This is a genomic window from Aurantiacibacter hainanensis (assembly GCF_036321025.1).
Classification (GTDB): Bacteria; Pseudomonadota; Alphaproteobacteria; order Sphingomonadales; family Sphingomonadaceae; genus Alteraurantiacibacter; species Alteraurantiacibacter hainanensis.
On the sequence record NZ_JAZAPB010000002.1, the window covers coordinates 237,606 to 255,092 of the forward strand.

Consider the following 17,487-nt stretch of genomic DNA (forward strand, 5'->3'; position numbering starts at 1 on the left):
GCCTTCTACCCCTCGTGCACCGTCTTGACGACCATGCAGGCCTTCACGCCCTCCGGCCCGTCCTCGCTACCGTGGCCTGACCATTGCACGCCCTGGAACGGCGCATCGGGGCCAGCGATCATGTGGCTGTTAATGCCCATCATTCCGACCTCGATCTCGTCCGCCAGGCGGCGCTGGCGCTGCACGTCGCGGGTCCAGGCGTAGCCGGCCAGGCCGTAGGGCAGGCGGTTGGCCTCTGCGATCATGTCGTCCTCGGTGCGATAGGGATTGATCAGCGCCAGCGGGCCGAACGGCTCCTCGTTCATCACCTCGGCATCCAGCGGCACTTCGGAAAGCACGGTCGGCTGGAAGAAATAGCCCTGGTTGCCGATGCGCTCGCCGCCGGTGTTCACCCGCGCGCCCTTCGCCTTCGCGTCGGCAACGAATTTCTCCATCGCGTCGGGCCGACGCGGATTGGCCATGGGACCCATCTGCGTGCCGTCCTTCAGCCCGTCGCCCACCACGGTGGCGGCCAGTCGCTCGGTCATGCCGTCGCGGAATTTCTCGAACACGTCCTCCTGCACGATGAAGCGCGTGGGAGACACGCAGACCTGGCCGGCATTGCGCGTCTTGCCGGTCGAGGCAGTGGCCAGCGCCTTTTCCATGTCGGCATCGTCGAAGATCAGCACCGGGCCGTGTCCGCCCAGTTCCATCGTGGTGCGGATCATGTTGTCCGCCGCCAGCTTGGCCAGGTGCTTGCCGACCACGGTGGAGCCAGTGAACGACAGCTTCCGGATGATCGGGCTGGCAAGCAGGTGCCGGCTCACCTCGTCGGGAACGCCGAAGACGGCCTGCGCCACTTCCTTGGGCAGGCCCGCGTCGTACAGACACTGGAGAATTCCCAGGGCGGAGGCCGGGGTTTCCTCGGCGCTCTTGAGAATGATCGAGCACCCGGCCGCGACGGCGGCCGCCAGCTTGCGGCTGGGATTGCCGAGCGGGAAATTCCAGGGCGCGAAAGCGGCAATGGGGCCGACAGGCTCCCACCGCACCACACTGCGCTGACCCACCGGACGCACCAGTTCGCGACCATAGAGCCGCTGGCACTCGCCCGCGGCGAAATCGAACCAGCCAGCGGAGGCCATGCATTCGATCTTCGTCTCGCCGACCGGCTTGCCTTCCTCCATCGTGGCGATGCGCGCCAGTTCGTCCGCCCGCTCGCGGATCAGCGCGGCGGCACCGTGCAGCACCTTCGCCCGCTCAGCCGCGGGAGTGTAGCGCCACATCTTGTAGCCCTTCTGCGCCGTCTCCAGCGCCCGGTCGAGATCTGCGGCGTTCGCCAGCGGCAGCTCGGCCAGGGTTTCACCGCTGACGGGATTGACGACGTCGAAGGTGCGGCGGTCGCCGCCTGTCACCTTTTCGCCATCGATATCCATGTGAAGGCTGGGGTACTGGGTCATCGAGAAACTCCGTCATTTCGGACGTGATCGGGAAACCTTGGTCGCAAGCTCGGTCCGGTTAAACGAGTGCGCGCGCGGCGGGATTCAGCCCTTCGCCTTCTCTCGCGCCACGTCGCCTTCCCAGCGCTCCGCCTTCATTTCCTCGCCCGTGATCGGGTGCTTCATGTGGAAGGGGAGCAGCTTGTGCGTCGGCCACAGCCAGTGATCGTCGATCAGGGCGTCAGGCCCGCTCGGGTCTTCCGGGTAAAGCGTCTTGGGGAAGGGCACGTACTCTGCCTCGGTGTAGGCCCAGCCCTTCTCGAAATCGGCGTGCCAGTGGGGGAAGTAGTTGAGCACGTGGATGCGCCACTTGCCGTCGTCCCCCTTCTTGTAGGTGTTCTCGTAAAGGCCGCCTTCCCACCACTGGCGAACCTTCTCCCACGGCTGTTCGCCCTGGTAGTCGACGTGGCGACCGGCCTGCATGGTGCTGCGCCCGCGCAGCTTGGCGGTCTTGCCGTCGGGCTCGATATCCACGATCGTCTGGATTTGCGGGTGATCCAGCAGGAAGCCGTCGATCGGCCCGTTGTTGTTGTGCGTGAAGCGCTTGCGGAAGCGGTCGACGTAGAGGCGCCGCACGCCTTCCTTGCCCTTCCACACGCCGCCGAAGAAGCGCACTTCGCCATCGTCGGTGAACAGGTCCACCACCTGGTCGTACATGCATTTGTCGATAAGGTAGCCGTAGAGATACTGCAGCTTCTTCACGTCCAGTTCGTCCTCGCGGACTGTCAGGCGCTTTTCCATCTCTTCCAGCCGGGCTTCAAGCGCGGCGACGCGATCTTCGGACATCAACGACTCTCCCAATTCGTATGTTTCACTTACAATTGCGGGGACGCGCGATTAGAGTCAACGAGGGGTTGGAAAGAGGGAGGCGGATTTGCCGCGCTACGACGAAAATTACGCCCGCGACCGGGCCGAGATCGAGGATCTGCTGGCACGCTACCTGTTCGCGATGGACTGGAACGACTTCGATACCTACGCCGATTGCTTCACCGAGGACGGGACGCTGGAGTTCGCCCGCGGATCGGTGACGGGGCGCGATGCCATTCGCGAGAAGGCGCGCGGTTTCAAGGAGGCCATCGCGGGCATCTACACCGACGTGGACGGCAATCCGGCGGTGCTGCGGCACATCCTTTGCCATTCCGCCATCCGCGTGGAGGGCGACAGGGCCTGGCACACCGGCATGTGGTTCGAAACCGCCAACGACGGCCCGCGCGTGCCCGACGGAAGCCGCTTCACGCCCACCCTCGGCACCTTCGGCATCTACGAGGACGAGCTCGCTCGCGTCGACGGCGAGTGGAAGTTTACCTACCGCAACATCCGCAACGAATTTCTCTCGGGTCGCGAATCTCCCGCCGAGAATCCGGTCGTGCTGATGGACTGCAAGGCCGATGGCGCAGGTTAATCTCCGATCGGCTAGAGCGGGTCGCATGATCCGCTCGACCCTTGCCCTCGCCCTGATTGCCGCGCCCATTGCGGCGTTCGCGCAGACCCCGCCGCCGCAGCTCAGCCTCGATCACCGCATGCTGGTGCGCTGCTCGGCCGCCTTCGCCATCGTCGCGAACGGGCAGGAAAACGGGAACGAGGCGACGATGCGCTATCCCGACATGGCGCAGCGCGGGCGCGAATTCTTCGTACGCGCCTCGGCGAGGGTAATGGACGAGGCCGGGCTGGACCGCTCGCAGATCGAGGCGGCCCTTTCGGCCGAAGCACAAGATATCCGGAACAACCGCTCGCTGGACGATGTGATGCCGGTGTGCCTGACACTTTTGCCCGCAGAATAATCTTCGCCCGCGACTTGCCGATACTGGACCCGAAAGGCCCCTTCCGGCATTAGCAGGGGCAGGCATGTGGCAACTTTACCATTTCCCTTTGTGTCCGTTCAGCCGCAAGGTGCAACTGGTGCTTTCCGAAAAGAAGGTGCCCTTCACCCTGCAGCTCGCCTATCCGTGGGACGACGACGAGCGGATCCACGGCCTGAACCCGGCCGGAAAGACGCCGGTTATGCAACATGCCGAGCGCAACCTGGTGCTGGTGGATAGTCAGGCAATCTGCGAGTATTTCGAGGAAACCGAGAGCAAGAGCCCGCTGATTCCCGGATCGGCCGCCTCGCGCGCCGAGGTGCGCCGGCTTACCGCCCTGTTCGACGACAACCTTTACGGCGACGTGACGGAGCCGCTGCTCGTGGAGAAGATGAAGAAGCGCCTGGTCCTGCGCCAGTCGCCCGACAGCGGCATCCTTCGCGCGGCGATGCGGCTGACGCACGAACATCTCGACTACATCGACTGGCTGATCGACAATCGCCGCTGGCTGGCGGGCGCGCAGTTGAGCCTGGCGGACTTTGCCGCGGCGGCGCAGCTCTCGGTGATCGATTACCTCGGCGGTATCGACTGGTCGGGGCACGAGCCAGCGCACGGCTGGTACCGCGTGATGAAAAGCCGCCCCAGTTTCGCTCCGCTGCTCAGCCAGAAGATGGAAGGCCTGCCCGCGCCCCGGCACTATGCCGACGTGAATGCGTGATCTGCCTGTCGAAGGCGCTTCCGCGTTTTCGTCATCCGTGCTGTTCGCTCCGCCGCCATGAGGGACCTGCGCGTTCGCGCTTGCGGTTCGCCGGGCGCGAACCGATATCGGTCTTGACCGTTAGTTCCTGGAATGGCCCCGGCGCGATGCGCCCAAGCGCGACAGCGCTGCGCCCGGCGCTTGAAGGACTGAACCAACAAGGAGTCACGAAATGACGACGGAAAAGGTAGAACTCACCGAGGCCGAGTGGCGCGAGAAGCTGACGCCGGAACAGTACCAGATCCTTCGCCAGAAGGGCACCGAGCGCGCCTTCACCGGGAAGTATGAGAAGAACAAGGCAGAGGGCGAGTACAAGTGCGCCGGATGCGGCCAGCCGCTGTTCGAAAGCGAGGACAAGTACGACAGCGGATCGGGCTGGCCCAGCTTCACCGCCCCCGCCAGCGGCGACGCTGTGGAAATGAACCAGGACGCGTCTCACGGTATGGTTCGCACCGAGGTGGTATGCAGCAAGTGCGCGGGGCACCTAGGTCATGTCTTCCCCGACGGACCCGGCCCGGAAGGCCTGCGGTATTGCATCAATTCCGCCGCCCTGCAGTTCGAACCGGAGGATAAACCGGACGACTGACCGCTCTTGCCGTTCACGCTGGATTACGTTTGCCCTATGCATGATTGCTCCCAAATGCATGATCGGCGTGCCTTGGCGCGCGAACGCAGGAATTTGACGGTAGATGGCCAATCGGCGGGGCACGGGCTCCAGTAAAAGAGGATACAGGTCGCGCCGCGCGGCATCACAGGCGCGCGATCGCGAGGCGGCGGCGCGCGGCTGGAAGGCCGTGCTGTGGCGCTGGACGAAACGGGCCGCGCTGGCGGGCACCGTGGCCGCATTGCTGGCCGCCATCGGGCTCGCCACGGCGGTATTCTTCGCCTCGCGCAGCCTGCCTTCCTACGCTTCCCTGCGGGAAAGCCAGAACGGCCAGACCATCCTGGTGCGCGCCCGCGACGGTTCGCAGATCGTGGAACTGGGACCGAGCTACGGCCAATGGCTCTCGTCCGACGAAATTCCCGAGGTGATGAAACACGCGATGATCTCGGTAGAGGATCACCGCTTCTATTCGCATTTCGGTGTCGATCCGATGGGGCTTGCGCGCGCGGTCTACAATGCCGTTTCGGAAGATCGGCAGGTCAGCGCGACGTCGACCATCACCCAGCAGCTGGCGCGCAACGTTTTCCTAAATTCGAACCGCACGCTTGATCGCAAGCTGCGCGAGGCCGTGCTGGCGATGGCGCTGGAATGGCGGTTCTCGAAGGAGCAGATCCTCGAGCTTTACCTGAACAAGGTGTATTTCGGAGGCGGCGCCTACGGCATCGATTCCGCCAGCCGCAAGTTCTTCAGCCACTCCGCCCGCGAGCTCAGCTTGGAAGAGGCGGCGATCATCGCGGGACTGGTGAAGGCGCCCAGCCGGTATTCGCCCACGGCCGATATCGATGCAGCGGTCAGCCGCGCGAACGTGGTGGTGGACCAGATGGTGCGCTACGGCGATCTCGACCCGGCGGTGGCCCGGCAGGTGAACGTGGACGCGGTGAAGCTGTCCACTACCGAAGGGCAAAATTCCATCCGCTATTTCACCGACTGGGCCTTGCCCCAGCTCGACCTGCTGCTGCCCAGCGAGACGTTCGAGCCGATCGAGGTGTGGACGACGCTGGATGTCGGTATGCAGCGCGCCGCGACGACGGCGATCCAGTCCAATGTCCCGGGCGACGCGCAAGGCGCGCTGGTCAGCCTCGACCGCGACGGGGCGATCCTGGCGCTGGTCGGCGGCACCGACTACGTCACCTCGAATTACAACCGCGCCACCGACGCCATGCGCCAGCCCGGATCGTCGTGGAAGCTGTTCGTCTATCTCGCCGCGCTCGAAGCGGGCTACACGCCTGACGACCGGGTGCAGGACGTGCCGGTCACGATCAACGACTGGTCGCCGCGCAATTCCGGCGGAACCTACGCCGGCGAGATCGACGTGCGATCGGCCTTTGCCTATTCCAAGAACACCGTCGCCGCGCAGCTGGGCAACGAGGTGGGCTTTTCCAATGTCGCCAGCATGGCGCGCCGGTTCGGTATCACCACTCCGATCAGCACCTATCCCTCGATGGTGCTGGGCACCTCGGAGGTGCGCCTCATCGACATGGTGCGGGCCTTCGCCGCGGTCTCCAGCGGCGGCCGATCGGTGGAACCCTACGGCATCCTGCGGGTGACCACGGCGGATGGCGAGGAACTGTATCGCCATCAGGACGGGCGCGCCTATACGCTGGTGCCCGACTACGTGGCTGCCGGCATCACCGACCTGTTGCAGACCGCCGTTGCCACCGGCACGGGACGCGCGGCACAGATCGGTCGTCCGGTGGCCGGCAAGACCGGCACCACCAACTCCAACCGCGACGGCTACTTCGTCGGCTTTTCCAGCGGCATCACCACCGGCGTGTGGATGGGCATGGACGACAACTCGCGTGTGCCCGCGCTGCAGGGGGGACGCGCTCCCGCGCAGGCCTTTGCCGCCTTCATGCGCTATGCCGTGAGAGACCGTCCGGTGGAGGAATTCGACACCGACCTGCAGTTGCCCGAATGGCAGCTCGAGCCCGATGACGAGTTCTACTACGGCGAGAACGAGGACTACTACTTCTACATCGACGAGCAGGGCAACCTGGTCGATCCCAGCGGCACGCGTGGCCAGTACGGTGAAGGCTTCGATGTCGAGGGCGAGGGCGAGAACGTGGTGCGCGATCCGCTCGATCCGCGTGGCATGGAACAGCGGCCCGCCCCGTCTCCCGCGCCCACCCAGCGTCGTGGCAACGCGCCGCCGGCCGCAAGCGACGATTTCCTGGAGCGGGCGACCGGGCAGGATTTGCCCGAGGACAATCCGCCGCGCCCTCGTCAGCGCGACGAGGCGATAAACGAACAGCGTTTCTAGGAGCGCCCCGGTCAGTTCGGGGAAAAGGTTGCCGGGCTAAAGCGGCAATCGGGTTGTGAACGGCCCGGAACCGGCCTTGTCCACCTTTGCCAATATGGCTTGAAGTCGCCTCCCCGTGCCGGTGCACAGGGAGGCGATATTTCATCAGTTGTCGAGGAATCGCACGGGGAGCGACTGGGTCACGCCCTGGCGAGAGCGTACGCGAAGCAGCACGGCTTCGCGGCCATCCGCCTGGACCTGCCGCAGGATCGCCTCGAGCTCTTCCACGTTCGCGACCGGACGGCCGTTGGCCGACAGGATCATAACCCCGCGAGAGAGGCCGCGACGGGCGGCATCCGAGTTGGGCGCGACGGCGGTGATGGCAAGACCGGTCGTGTCGGCCGGCTGGCCGAGCTGACGCGCGATCTGCGCGGTGATTTCCACCGCCTGGATGCCCAGCAGGTCCTCCATCAGTCCGCCGCCCTCTTCGGGCACCGGCTGCGGCGGGGTGGCCTCGTCGTCGTTCTGGAACATGTTCTGCCGCAGCAGTTCTTCCTCGCTCGGGCGACGGCCCACTGTCAGGTTGACACGGCGACGATCGCCATTGCGGATGAACGTTAGCGGCACGGTGGTGCCCGGACGGATGTTGGCCACGATGCGCGACAGCGTGTTGTCGGGGGTGACTTCCTTTCCATCGACCGAGATCACGACGTCACCGGGCTGGAGTCCGGCAGCTTCCGCCGCCTCGCCCGGCTGCACGCCCTGCACCAGTTCGCCGACGCCGTCCTCGATACCGAGCGCTTCCGCGATGTCCTCGTCCACCGGCTGGATCTGCACGCCCAGGTAGCCGCGCAGGATTTCCTCGCCCGCGATCAGCGATTCGATGATCGGGGCGGCATCTTCCGCCGGAATGGCAAGGCCGATGCCCACGCTGCCGCCCGAGGGCGAGAGGATGGCATTGTTGATGCCGATAACATTGCCCTGCATGTCGAACAGCGGGCCGCCGGAGTTGCCGCGGTTGATGGCGGCGTCGGTCTGGATGAAGCTATCGTAGGCACCGCCCTGGCCGGTGGTGCGCTGCACCGCCGAGACGATGCCGCTGGTCACCGTGCCGCCGAGGCCGAAGGGGTTGCCGATGGCGATGACCCAATCGCCCACGCGGGCCTGCGCGCTGTCGCCGAAGTTGACGTAGGGAAACGGCTCGGGCCGGGTGATCTTGAGCACCGCCAGGTCGCTCTGCGGGTCGGTGCCCATCAGTTCGGCCTCGTATTCCTGCCCGTTGGACAGGGTGACGGTCACTTCCTCCAGCTGCGCGCGCTGGTCGGGAGAGACGACGTGGTTGTTGGTCACCACGAAGCCGTCCGCCGAAACGATGAAGCCCGAACCCAGCGACGTCGCCTCGCGCGTCTGCGGGCCGTTGTTGCCGCGGGGCTGGTTGAAGAACTGGCCGAACGGCGTGCCCTGGAACGGATTCTGCGCCGGCGGAATGGTGATGGACTGGCGAGTGGAGATGTTCACCACTGCCGGTTGCAAGGCCTCCGTCAGGTCGGCGAAGCTCGCAGGCGCGCCTTCGACGGGCACCGTGTTCTGAATCTGGATGCGATCGTTCTGCGCGACCTGTGCTCCGGCGGGATAGCCGGTCATCAGCGAGATCGCCGCCCCGCCTACCAGCAGGGCCGATGTGATACCGTAGGAATAGCGCACTGGCTTCACGTCCTTTGTGTCCTTTGTCTCTGGCGTCCTCTCATGATCTTCGCACGAGGGGGCAATTGGTTCCGTCCTGAAGCCGCGATTTCCAGCGCATGACGGCTGAACACGCGTTTAACGACAAATGTAGTCGACGCTCCGCGGTAACGGTTCAGCCGCCGCGGAACTGCCTCAGGTATTCGCTGTCCGGGCTCAGGATGATCGCGCTTTCGCCATCGCCGGTCTCGAACGTCGTGCGATACGACTGCATGGCGCGATAGAAGTCATAGAACTCCGGATCCTGGTTGAAGGCCTCGGCGTAGATGCTCGCGGCATCGGCCTCGGCTTCGGCGCGGATGATCTGCGCATCGCGTCGCCCGCCCGCGCGGATCGTCTCGGCCTCTTCCTGCCGGTCCGATTCCATGCGGGTGAAGGCCGCCTGCAGCGGAGTGCCCTGCGGCAGGTCCGCGCGCTTGATGCGCACGTCGAGCACCTGGGCACCGTACTGGCGCGCCTGCTCGTCCAGCTCGCGCCGGATGTTGATCATCGCGGTGCCGCGTTCCGGGGTCAGCAGGCTGGCGAAGGTGCGACGGCCCAGTTCCTGCCGCAGCACCGAGATCAGGATCGGTTCGAGCTGGTTGACCAGCTGCTCCTCGCTCGATGCGCTCTGCACGAACAGCACGGGATCGAAGATGCGATACCGGGCGTAGGCGTTCACTTCCAGACGCTGCTGGTCGTTCGACAGCACGGTCTCGCCTTCCATGTCGAGATCGAGCACGCGGCGGTCCACCATCTGCACGCGTTCCACGATGGGAATGCGCCAGGTGAGGCCCGCACCGGTGGAGCCATAGGGCTCGTCCGGATCGAAGCGGTTGATCACGCGGTCGGGTTCACCGGTGCGGATCACCACGCCCTGATGGGTTTCCGGCACGATCACGAGCGTGCTCATCGCCAGCAGCAGCACCGCGAACACGGCGATGATCGGGCCCTTGTAACGTTCCCACATCTTACTGCCCTCCCTGCTGGCCGGGGGCGACGGTCAGGGACGGTCCCTGGTTCTGGCCCGATCGGCGCTGAACCTCTGGCAGCGGCAGATAGGGCACCACGCCGTCGGCTTCGACGATAGTCTTGTCGGTGTCGCGCAGGACGCCCTCCATGGTTTCGTAATACAGGCGTCGCCGGGTCACTTCCGGAGCCAGGCGATACTGCGAGTAGATCTCGTTGAATTCCGCCGCGCTACCTTGCGCCTGGGCGAGCAGCTGCTGTTCGTAGCGGCGCGCCTCGTTCAGGTTGCGCTCGGCATCCTGGCGTGCGGCCAGCACGTCGTTGAATGCCTCGATCACCTGCTGCGGAGCTTCGGTCCGGGCGATTTCCACGCCCTGTACCGCGATGCCGGCACCGTAGGTATCGAGCAGCGTCTGCATCCGCGTGCGCACCCGCGTTTCCACCTGTTCGCGGCCCGCACCCGACAGCACGGTGTCGAGATCGGTTTCCGCGATGGCGGCGCGCATGGCGCTTTCGGCGGCCTCGCGCAGGGTTTCCTGCGGATCGGCAAGCTCGAACTGGTACATGACCAGGTCCTTGATGTTCCAGCGTACCAGGTACGACAGGTCGACCAGGTTCTGGTCGCCGGTCAGGATTAGGTTTTCCGCCCCGTCACCAATGGTCTCGCGGCGGATCTCGCTCACGTTCTCCACCGTCACGGTCTGGATCGGCCAGGGCAAGGTCCATTCCGTGCCAGGGTTGAGAGTGCGGGAATACTTGCCGCCCAGCCACATGGCCACGCCCTGCTCGCGCGGCTGGATGAAGTGAAGCGAGGTCGCCAGGATCCACACCGCCGCGATCGCCGCCATGGCGATCGGGAACCAGCTGCCCCCACCGGGGCGCTGCGGCAGGCGGAAGTTGGGGCCTCGCGGGCCGCCGCCTCCGCGCCGACGCGGACCTTCGGGCCCGCGGTTCTTGAAAATGTCCTCTATGTTGGCGGAGCGGCGCGGACGATCGGAATTTCCGGTGCCGCCGCCAGGCAGCCACGGATTGCGCGGACCGCGCGAAGGCGGCGGATCGCCGCCATCATCGCCCTCGCCCACCGGCGTATTGTCGCCGCTATCATCTCCATCGCCGGAGCCGCCGCTTGGCTTGCCCCAGGGATTGCGCTTTCCAGCCATCGCGAGGCCGAACCTTTCGAAAAACCCGCCCAAAGTCGTCATGCTATTATCTATAGGTAGGCTTTGCGCAAAAAACAGGGGGTCTTAGGCCCAATATTGCTGACCTTGCCCGCCAGAGGCGCTAGCAGTCCCCGGCATGAGCAGCGAAGAAGCTATAAGATCCGCCATCCCGCCTGAACTTTCGGGCATGGTCCGCTCGGTGAAGTTCGCCGATGGCGTGGCCACCATCATCGCCGACGCAGGAGGGCTGGGCCGCAGTGCCGCGGCGCAGTTGCAGGGCGAGCTCGAGGAAGCCGTCGGCGCGGTCGACGGCGTGGAGGAAGTGCGCGTCGCGCTGATGGCCGACAAGGTGCAGCGGCAGATCATCGTGGTCGGATCGGGCAAGGGCGGGGTCGGCAAGTCGACCCTTACCACCAACCTCGCCGTCGCGCTGGCCAACGAGGGCATGAAGGTCGGCGTCGTCGATGCCGACATCTACGGTCCCTCGCAGCCGCTGCTGCTGGGAACCTCCAACGAGAAGGTGCGCGCCGAAGGAAAGACGCTGATCCCGACGCAAAGCGAGTTCGGGGTAAAGGTGCTGTCGATGGGCCAGCTGGTGGAGACCGGCAAGGCCATCGCCTGGCGCGGGCCGATGGTGGGCAGCGCGCTGAGCCAGTTGATGGACGCCGACTGGGGCGATTGCGAACTGCTGCTGGTGGATCTGCCGCCCGGCACGGGCGACGTCCAACTGACCATGCTCCAGAAGTTCAAGCCGGCGGGCGCGATCGTCGTCTCCACCCCGCAGGACCTTGCCCTGATCGACGCCACCCGCGCGCTCGACCTTTTCCGCCAGGCGCAGGTGCCGATCGTGGGGCTGGTCGAGAACATGGCCGGGTACCTGTGTCCGGAATGCGGCGCGTTGAGCAACCCGTTCGGCCAGGGCGGCACCGAATCGGCCGCGCGGGCGCTGGGCGTGCCGTTCCTCGGGCGGGTGCCTCTGGCGATGGAAATTCGCGTGGCCAGCGATACGGGGCAGCCGCCCACCGCCAACGATAGCGAGCATGGACGCCCCTTTTCCGAGATCGCGGCGCAACTGGCGCAGTTCCTCGGGTCCGCGAAGGGCTGACGCGTGAAGGTTTCGCGGCGGGGATTGCTGGTGGGAGCCGCAGTGGGCGGCGGCCTGCTGGTGGCATGGAGCCTTCTTCCACGCAGTTTCGAAAACCCCCTCTCCCCCGGCGAGGACGAGTTCGCCGTCGATGCGTGGCTGAAAGTCGGCGCGGACGGCGTGATTACCGTCGCAGTGCCGCAGCTGGAAATGGGGCAGGGCGTCACCACCCTGCTGCCGCAGATCGTGGCGATGGAGCTGGGCGCCGACTGGCGCCAGGTGGCGGTGGAGCCCGCGCCTGTAAGCGGAGCCTATGCCAATATCCCGCTGGCCGCGGAATGGGCGCCGCTGTGGCAGCCCCTTATCCCCGCGCTTGCAGACGAACCCGATGACCTGCTGCTGCGAAGCTGGGCGCAGGACGCGCGTTTCACGGTGACCGCGCGCGGGACGACGCTGGCCGCCTACGAGAACGCCTGCCGCGATGCCGGGGCCGCGGCGCGCGCCATGCTGGCCATGGCTGCGGGCGAGCGGTGGGACGTGCCGTGGGAGCAGTGCCGGGCCGAGAACGGCTTGATCTACCATGACAAACGGGCCGCCAGCTTCGCCGAACTGGCTCTGGAGGCGGCGCGCTTCGACCCGCCCGATCCGCCGCCCCTGAAGACCGATCCGCCGGCAGAGCCTGCTCCCCCGGCCGGAATGGATACAGGCGACGTATCGCCGGCCTATCCGCGGATCGACCTGCCATCGAAGGTGGACGGCAGTTACGTCTTTGCCGGCGACGTGCGCCTGCCCGACATGGTTTTTGCCGCCATTCGTCACGGTCCGCACGACCAGGCGGAACTGCTCGATTTCGACCCTGCCTCGGCAGGCGGACAACGCGGACTGCTCCAGCTGGTGAGGGGCAAGCGCTGGCTTGCCGCCATCGCCGAGAGCTGGTGGGCAGCCGACCAGGCCCTGGAAACCATCGGCCCGCGCTTCGGCGTCGGACGGACTGTGGACAGCGGCGGCATGATCGATGCCCTGCACGGCGCGCTGGAAGACGGACCGGGCACGGTATTCGAAAAGCGCGGCAACGGGATCGAGGGCTACGTCCCCAACATGGCCCGCCGCTACGATATCGCCCCGGGCGTCCACGCGACGATGGAAACGACCAGCGCCACCGCACGACTGACCGATGGCACGCTGGAACTGTGGCTCCCCACCCAGGCCCCCGAATCGGCGCGGCAAGCTGCGGCGAACGCGCTCGGAATCGGAACGGGAAAGGTGGTGCTATATCCCGTGGCCGCAGGGGGCAGCTTCGATCGCCGCCTGCAGAACGACGCGGCGATACAGGTCGCTCTGCTGGCACGCGAGGCTGGCAGGCCGGTGCAACTGACCTGGTCGCGCGAGCAGGAGATGGCAGCCAGCTTCCCGCGTTCGCCAGCCAGCGGATTGATGGCCGCGGAAACGGACAGCGAAGGCACCATTCGCACGCTCCGCGCCCGCGTCGCCAGCCCGCCGACAATGCGAGAATTCGGCCGCCGCCTGTTCGAAAACGAAGTGACCTGGGCCGCCATCGATGCGCTGGAAGGGGAGGCGGACAGTTTTGCCGTATCCGGGCTGGCCGGACCTTACGGCGTACCCAATCTCTCCGTCGAGCACGCGCCGGTCACCCTGATGCTGCCGACGGCCCCGATGCGGGGCCAGGCGGACGGCTACAATTGCTTCATGCGCGAGAGCTTCCTCGACGAAGTGGCGCAGGAGCACGGACGCGAGCCGATGAGTTATCGCATCGCCATGCTGGGACAGGATCCCCGCATGGCCGACGTGCTGCAGCGCGCCGCGCGGCTTGCCACGTGGGACGGCGGAACCCCGGGGAGCGGGCAGGGCATCGCCTGCCACCGGATGGACCTGCTCGATGCCGCGGGCCGCATCGCCGTGGTGGCGGAGGCCAGTGCGGGAGAGGGCGGCGTTAGGGTGCGTCGCCTGTTTGCCTGCGCCGACATCGGGCGCGTGGTGAACCGGGACCTGGCCCTGCAGCAGATCGAAGGCGGCATGGTCTTCGGGCTTGCCATGGCGCTGGGCTGCTCCACCGGATATTCCGAAGGGATGCCGACGGCGGAGCGACTGGCGGCGCTTGACCTGCCGACCCTGGCCGACTGTCCGCAGATCGAGATCGAGCTGGTGCAAAGCGATGCCGCGCCCTTCGATCCGGGCGAAATCGGCGTTCCCGCCGTCGCCCCGGCGGTTGCCAATGCCTTTGCCAGCGCAACAGGGGTTCGCCTGCGAAGCCTTCCGCTGCTATCGGCGCTGCCATGACCTGGACGAAGCAGCGGCTGCCGGCCGACCATCCCCCCGTCGAAAGTGGCCGCATCGGCGTGCTGGTGGTGAACCTTGGCACTCCCGAGGCGCCGGAGACCGGGGCCGTACGCCGCTACCTGGCGGAATTCCTTTCCGATCCGCGGGTGATCGAAATCCCCTCGCTGCTGTGGCAGCCCATCCTGCGGGGCATCATCCTCAATACCCGCCCGCAAAAGAGCGCCGAGGCCTATCGCAAGGTGTGGACCAAGGCCGGATCTCCGCTGGCCGCCATCACCGCCGACCAGGCCGCCGGCTTGCAGGAAAGGCTGGGCGAAGCGGTCAAGGTGGACTGGGCCATGCGCTATGGCGAGCCATCCATCCCCGCAAAGCTGGAGAAACTGGTGGAGGCTGGCTGCGATCGCATCCTGCTGGCTCCGCTCTACCCGCAGTACTGCGGCGCGACCACGGCCACCGTGGTGGACAAGGCGGCGGACTGGCTGCGCAGCCGCCGCTGGCAGGCCAGCCTGCGCACGCTGCCGCCCTATCACGACGATCCCGCCTACATCGATGCCCTGGCAAGCGACCTCTCGCGCCAGCTGGACGCGCTGGATTTCACGCCCGAGGTGCTGCTGCTGTCGTTCCACGGCATGCCCGAGCGCACGCTGCTGAAGGGCGACCCCTATCACTGCCACTGCCGCAAGACCGCGCGGCTGCTGGAGGCGGCGCTGGCCCGGCCGGACATGCGGATGGTCACCACCTTCCAGAGCCGGTTCGGCCGCGCCAAGTGGCTGGAGCCCGCCACCGACACGACGCTGATGGAAGAAGCCGCCAGGGGCACGAAACGCCTGGCCGTCGCCGCGCCGGGTTTCTCGGCCGATTGTCTGGAGACGCTGGAAGAGCTGGCCATCCAGGGCCGCGAACAGTTCGAGGAGGCGGGCGGAGAGCAGTTCGCCGCGCTGTCCTGTCTCAACACCAGCGATGCGGGCATGAGGATGCTGGAAGCGATCCTGCGGCGCGAATTGGCCGGATGGATCTGACCTTTGCTGCCGCCCCGGGCGGAGCCATGGAGTTCCTGCTCCTGTTTGGCGTCGTCTACGCCATCAACCTGTTGCCCGCATTCGGGCCGCCGACATGGTCCGTCATCGTGCTGTTCGGGCTCAATACCGACATGCCGTTGCCCGGCATCGTGCTCTGCGGCGCGCTGGCGGCTGCCCTGGGGCGCTTCACGCTGGCGCATGGCTTTCGCCTGCTGGCGAAGTACGTGCCCGAAAAGACGAAGCGCAACCTTGCCGCAGCCCGCGCCGCTTTCGAAAGGCGGAAGCGCCATGGCATTGCCGCACTGGCGCTGTTCGCGGTGTCCCCCGTCCCCTCGGCGCAGCTGTTTGCGGCCGTCGGCCTGACGGGGATGCCGGTCGCTGCTTTCACGGTTGCCTTCTTTGCCGGTCGGCTGGTGTCCTATTCGATTTATGCCGGGTCCGCGCAGTTGATCGCCAGTACCTCGCTTGGCGACGTATTCCGCGATTCGCTGTCCAGTCCTCTCGGCATAGCCTTGCAGGTGCTGCTGCTGATCGGGCTGGTGCTGCTGCTGCGGATCGACTGGGAGAAGAGGTTCGGTCCGGCGCCCGAACATGCGCACCGGGACGAGACGGCGAGCTAGAAGTCGATCGCGATGCCCTTGTGCACCCAGTCGCCATAGCGGGTGGGGCTGAGTTCCTCGTCCACCTCGCCCTTTTCGGGCTTGGGCGGCGGGTCGTTGGTCCAGTGAGCGGGCTTCTCGAAGCCCTTCTCCGTTTCGGGGGGTCGCTTGGTCGCTCTTTTCATGACGCCTCGAAGATGGGCGCTCTGGCGCTGCGGCGCAACTGGTCCTAGGGCCGTGCCCATGGCGAAGACTCCCGGATTGCTCCCGCGCCGTGCCGCGCTGAAGATGCTCGATGCCGTGCTGCGGCGCGGCGAGACGCTGGAGCATGCAGGCGGCGCTGCCAACGGATTGCCCAGCTTTTCCGACCGGGCGCTGGCCCGCGCGATTGCCGGCGAAGTGCTGCGCTGGCTGGTGGATTTCGACGCGATGATCGATTCCGCGACGCGGGACGTGCTGCCCGACGATGCCAAGGCGCGCATGGTCCTGCGCATGATGCTGGCCCAGTGGCTGCGGCTGGAAACCCCGCCCCATGCCGTGATCGCCACCGCGCTGCCGCTGCTGACGGGCGGGCCGAAGCGGCTGGCGCACGGCGTTTTCGCCACGCTGACGAGGGCGGAGACGCGCCTGCCCGATGCCCCGACCCTGCCGCCGGCCGTGGCGGAGCGATGGGGCGAGCGGGCAGGGGCAATCGCCGCCGGCATCGCCGTGCCGCCACCGCTCGACCTGCGCCTAAAGGCACCCGGCCTGACCGACGAGATGGCCACCCGGATGGACGCGACCAGCCTTGCCCCCGGCCATCTGCGCCTTCCGCGCGGTACTGCCGTGGAAGACCTTCCGGGCTTCGACGAAGGCAGCTGGTGGGTGCAGGACATGGCCGCCGCAATTCCGGCCTCTCTCCTGGGCGAAGGGAAGGGCCGCCGCGTGCTGGACCTGGCCGCCGCGCCGGGCGGCAAGACGCTGCAACTCGCCGCCGCCGGATGGGAGGTGACCGCGCTGGACATCGATCCCCGACGCATGACGCGCCTGCGCGAAAACCTCTCGCGCACCGGCCTTTCCGCCCACACGGTTATCGCCGATGCGCTGGAGTGGGAGCCGGACGAGCCGTTCGACGCCGTGCTTCTGGATGCGCCGTGCACCGCCACCGGCACCTGCCGTCGCCATCCCGAGGTGGTCCACCGCATCGGACCGCGCCAGATCGCCGCCATGGCCGAATTGCAGGCGGCGCTGCTCTCCCGTGCCAGCGGCTGGGTCAGGCCCGGCGGCACGCTGGTCTATGCCACCTGTTCGCTGGAGCGAGAGGAGGGCGAAGCCATCGCCGAGACCTGCACGCTGACGCCCGACCCCGTCCGCGCCGACGAATTGCCCGCCGGGCTGCAGCCGACAGGCGCGGGCCATGTTCGCACCGATCCGGGAATGTTGCGGGACGAAGGCGGGCTGGACGGCTTCTTCATCGCGCGGTTCACCAGGCAAAGTTGAAGGACCCGACCTCGCGACGATGATCCCTTGCGGGAAGCCCGAGCATTTGCGGGCATCAGGGCGTCCAGCACGAAGTTGGCAGATGTGCGCCGAAAACAGTTGCCAGCTATGGTTAACGAGCGCGGGCAAGTCATGGCGTGCGCACCCTGGAAGCACTCAACAGGCGTAGGAAAACGGGATTAACTCGAGTCCGCTTGAGGTGATTCAGGTTTCGCCGGATGCA

General features: G+C 66.5%; 16 protein-coding genes. 10 read left to right on the top strand and 6 right to left on the bottom strand.

Features of this window, described 5'->3' with window-relative positions; genetic code table 11:
• Window positions 1–5: 5 nt before the first annotated feature.
• Window positions 6–1,436 (bottom strand): NAD-dependent succinate-semialdehyde dehydrogenase, encoded by a 1,431-nt coding sequence (locus AAA989_RS08670; RefSeq protein ID WP_338242646.1) that lies wholly within the window; start codon window positions 1,434–1,436, stop codon window positions 6–8.
• A gap of 84 nt (window positions 1,437–1,520) precedes the next feature.
• Window positions 1,521–2,261: a nuclear transport factor 2 family protein gene (locus AAA989_RS08675; RefSeq protein ID WP_338242649.1), complete on the bottom strand. Its 741-nt coding sequence runs from the start codon at window positions 2,259–2,261 to the stop codon at window positions 1,521–1,523.
• An 88-nt stretch (window positions 2,262–2,349) separates the two neighbouring features.
• Here AAA989_RS08675 and AAA989_RS08680 point away from each other — a divergent pair, with 88 nt between their 5' ends.
• From AAA989_RS08680 to AAA989_RS08700, 5 genes are all read left to right on the top strand, one after another.
• Entirely contained in the window at window positions 2,350–2,877 is a 528-nt protein-coding gene (locus tag AAA989_RS08680; protein ID WP_338242652.1) for a nuclear transport factor 2 family protein, read from the top strand.
• A gap of 25 nt (window positions 2,878–2,902) precedes the next feature.
• Window positions 2,903–3,256: a hypothetical protein gene (locus AAA989_RS08685; protein WP_338242654.1), complete on the top strand. Its 354-nt coding sequence runs from the start codon at window positions 2,903–2,905 to the stop codon at window positions 3,254–3,256.
• A gap of 64 nt (window positions 3,257–3,320) precedes the next feature.
• A complete protein-coding gene (locus AAA989_RS08690; protein WP_338242655.1) occupies window positions 3,321–3,992 on the top strand; it encodes a glutathione S-transferase family protein in 672 nt (223 codons plus the stop codon).
• Window positions 3,993–4,203: 211 nt separating this feature from the next.
• On the top strand, window positions 4,204–4,617 hold the full coding sequence (msrB, locus tag AAA989_RS08695) for a peptide-methionine (R)-S-oxide reductase MsrB (RefSeq protein ID WP_338242657.1): 414 nt from the start codon (window positions 4,204–4,206) through the stop codon (window positions 4,615–4,617).
• A 103-nt stretch (window positions 4,618–4,720) separates the two neighbouring features.
• On the top strand, window positions 4,721–6,955 hold the full coding sequence (locus AAA989_RS08700; protein WP_338242659.1) for a transglycosylase domain-containing protein: 2,235 nt from the start codon (window positions 4,721–4,723) through the stop codon (window positions 6,953–6,955).
• Window positions 6,956–7,099: 144 nt separating this feature from the next.
• On the opposite strand, the gene AAA989_RS08705 is transcribed toward AAA989_RS08700, so the two are convergent.
• The 3 genes from AAA989_RS08705 to hflK all read right to left on the bottom strand — a co-directional run bounded on the left by AAA989_RS08705 (window position 7,100) and on the right by hflK (window position 10,827).
• Entirely contained in the window at window positions 7,100–8,638 is a 1,539-nt protein-coding gene (locus tag AAA989_RS08705) for a Do family serine endopeptidase (RefSeq protein ID WP_338245480.1), read from the bottom strand.
• Window positions 8,639–8,792: 154 nt separating this feature from the next.
• Window positions 8,793–9,626 carry a protease modulator HflC gene (gene hflC / locus AAA989_RS08710; protein WP_338242661.1) on the bottom strand — a complete coding sequence of 278 codons (834 nt, stop codon included), beginning with the start codon at window positions 9,624–9,626 and terminating at the stop codon, window positions 8,793–8,795.
• 1 nt (window position 9,627) lies between these two features.
• Window positions 9,628–10,827: a protease modulator HflK gene (hflK, locus tag AAA989_RS08715; RefSeq protein ID WP_338242662.1), complete on the bottom strand. Its 1,200-nt coding sequence runs from the start codon at window positions 10,825–10,827 to the stop codon at window positions 9,628–9,630.
• A 94-nt stretch (window positions 10,828–10,921) separates the two neighbouring features.
• Here hflK and AAA989_RS08720 point away from each other — a divergent pair, with 94 nt between their 5' ends.
• Genes AAA989_RS08720 through AAA989_RS08735 form a run of 4 tightly spaced genes read left to right on the top strand, consistent with a single transcriptional unit; the run spans window position 10,922 to window position 15,806 of the window.
• Window positions 10,922–11,890, top strand: coding sequence for an Mrp/NBP35 family ATP-binding protein (locus tag AAA989_RS08720; protein WP_338242664.1), 969 nt, complete (start codon window positions 10,922–10,924; stop codon window positions 11,888–11,890).
• Between the two features lie 3 nt (window positions 11,891–11,893).
• Window positions 11,894–14,167 (top strand): molybdopterin cofactor-binding domain-containing protein, encoded by a 2,274-nt coding sequence (locus tag AAA989_RS08725; protein ID WP_338242665.1) that lies wholly within the window; start codon window positions 11,894–11,896, stop codon window positions 14,165–14,167.
• Window positions 14,164–15,186: a ferrochelatase gene (gene hemH, locus AAA989_RS08730; RefSeq protein ID WP_338242667.1), complete on the top strand. Its 1,023-nt coding sequence runs from the start codon at window positions 14,164–14,166 to the stop codon at window positions 15,184–15,186. The genes AAA989_RS08725 and hemH overlap by 4 nt, the downstream gene beginning before the upstream one ends.
• On the top strand, window positions 15,177–15,806 hold the full coding sequence (locus tag AAA989_RS08735; RefSeq protein ID WP_338242669.1) for a hypothetical protein: 630 nt from the start codon (window positions 15,177–15,179) through the stop codon (window positions 15,804–15,806). The genes hemH and AAA989_RS08735 overlap by 10 nt, the downstream gene beginning before the upstream one ends.
• On the opposite strand, the gene AAA989_RS08740 is transcribed toward AAA989_RS08735, so the two are convergent.
• Window positions 15,803–15,970, bottom strand: a complete 168-nt coding sequence (locus AAA989_RS08740) for a DUF1674 domain-containing protein (RefSeq protein WP_338242672.1) — start codon at window positions 15,968–15,970, stop codon at window positions 15,803–15,805. The two genes, AAA989_RS08735 and AAA989_RS08740, sit on opposite strands and share 4 nt — an antisense overlap.
• 58 nt (window positions 15,971–16,028) lie before the next feature.
• Between AAA989_RS08740 and AAA989_RS08745 the strand changes: the two genes are divergently transcribed.
• A complete protein-coding gene (locus AAA989_RS08745; protein ID WP_338242674.1) occupies window positions 16,029–17,264 on the top strand; it encodes an RsmB/NOP family class I SAM-dependent RNA methyltransferase in 1,236 nt (411 codons plus the stop codon).
• Window positions 17,265–17,487: the final 223 nt, after the last annotated feature.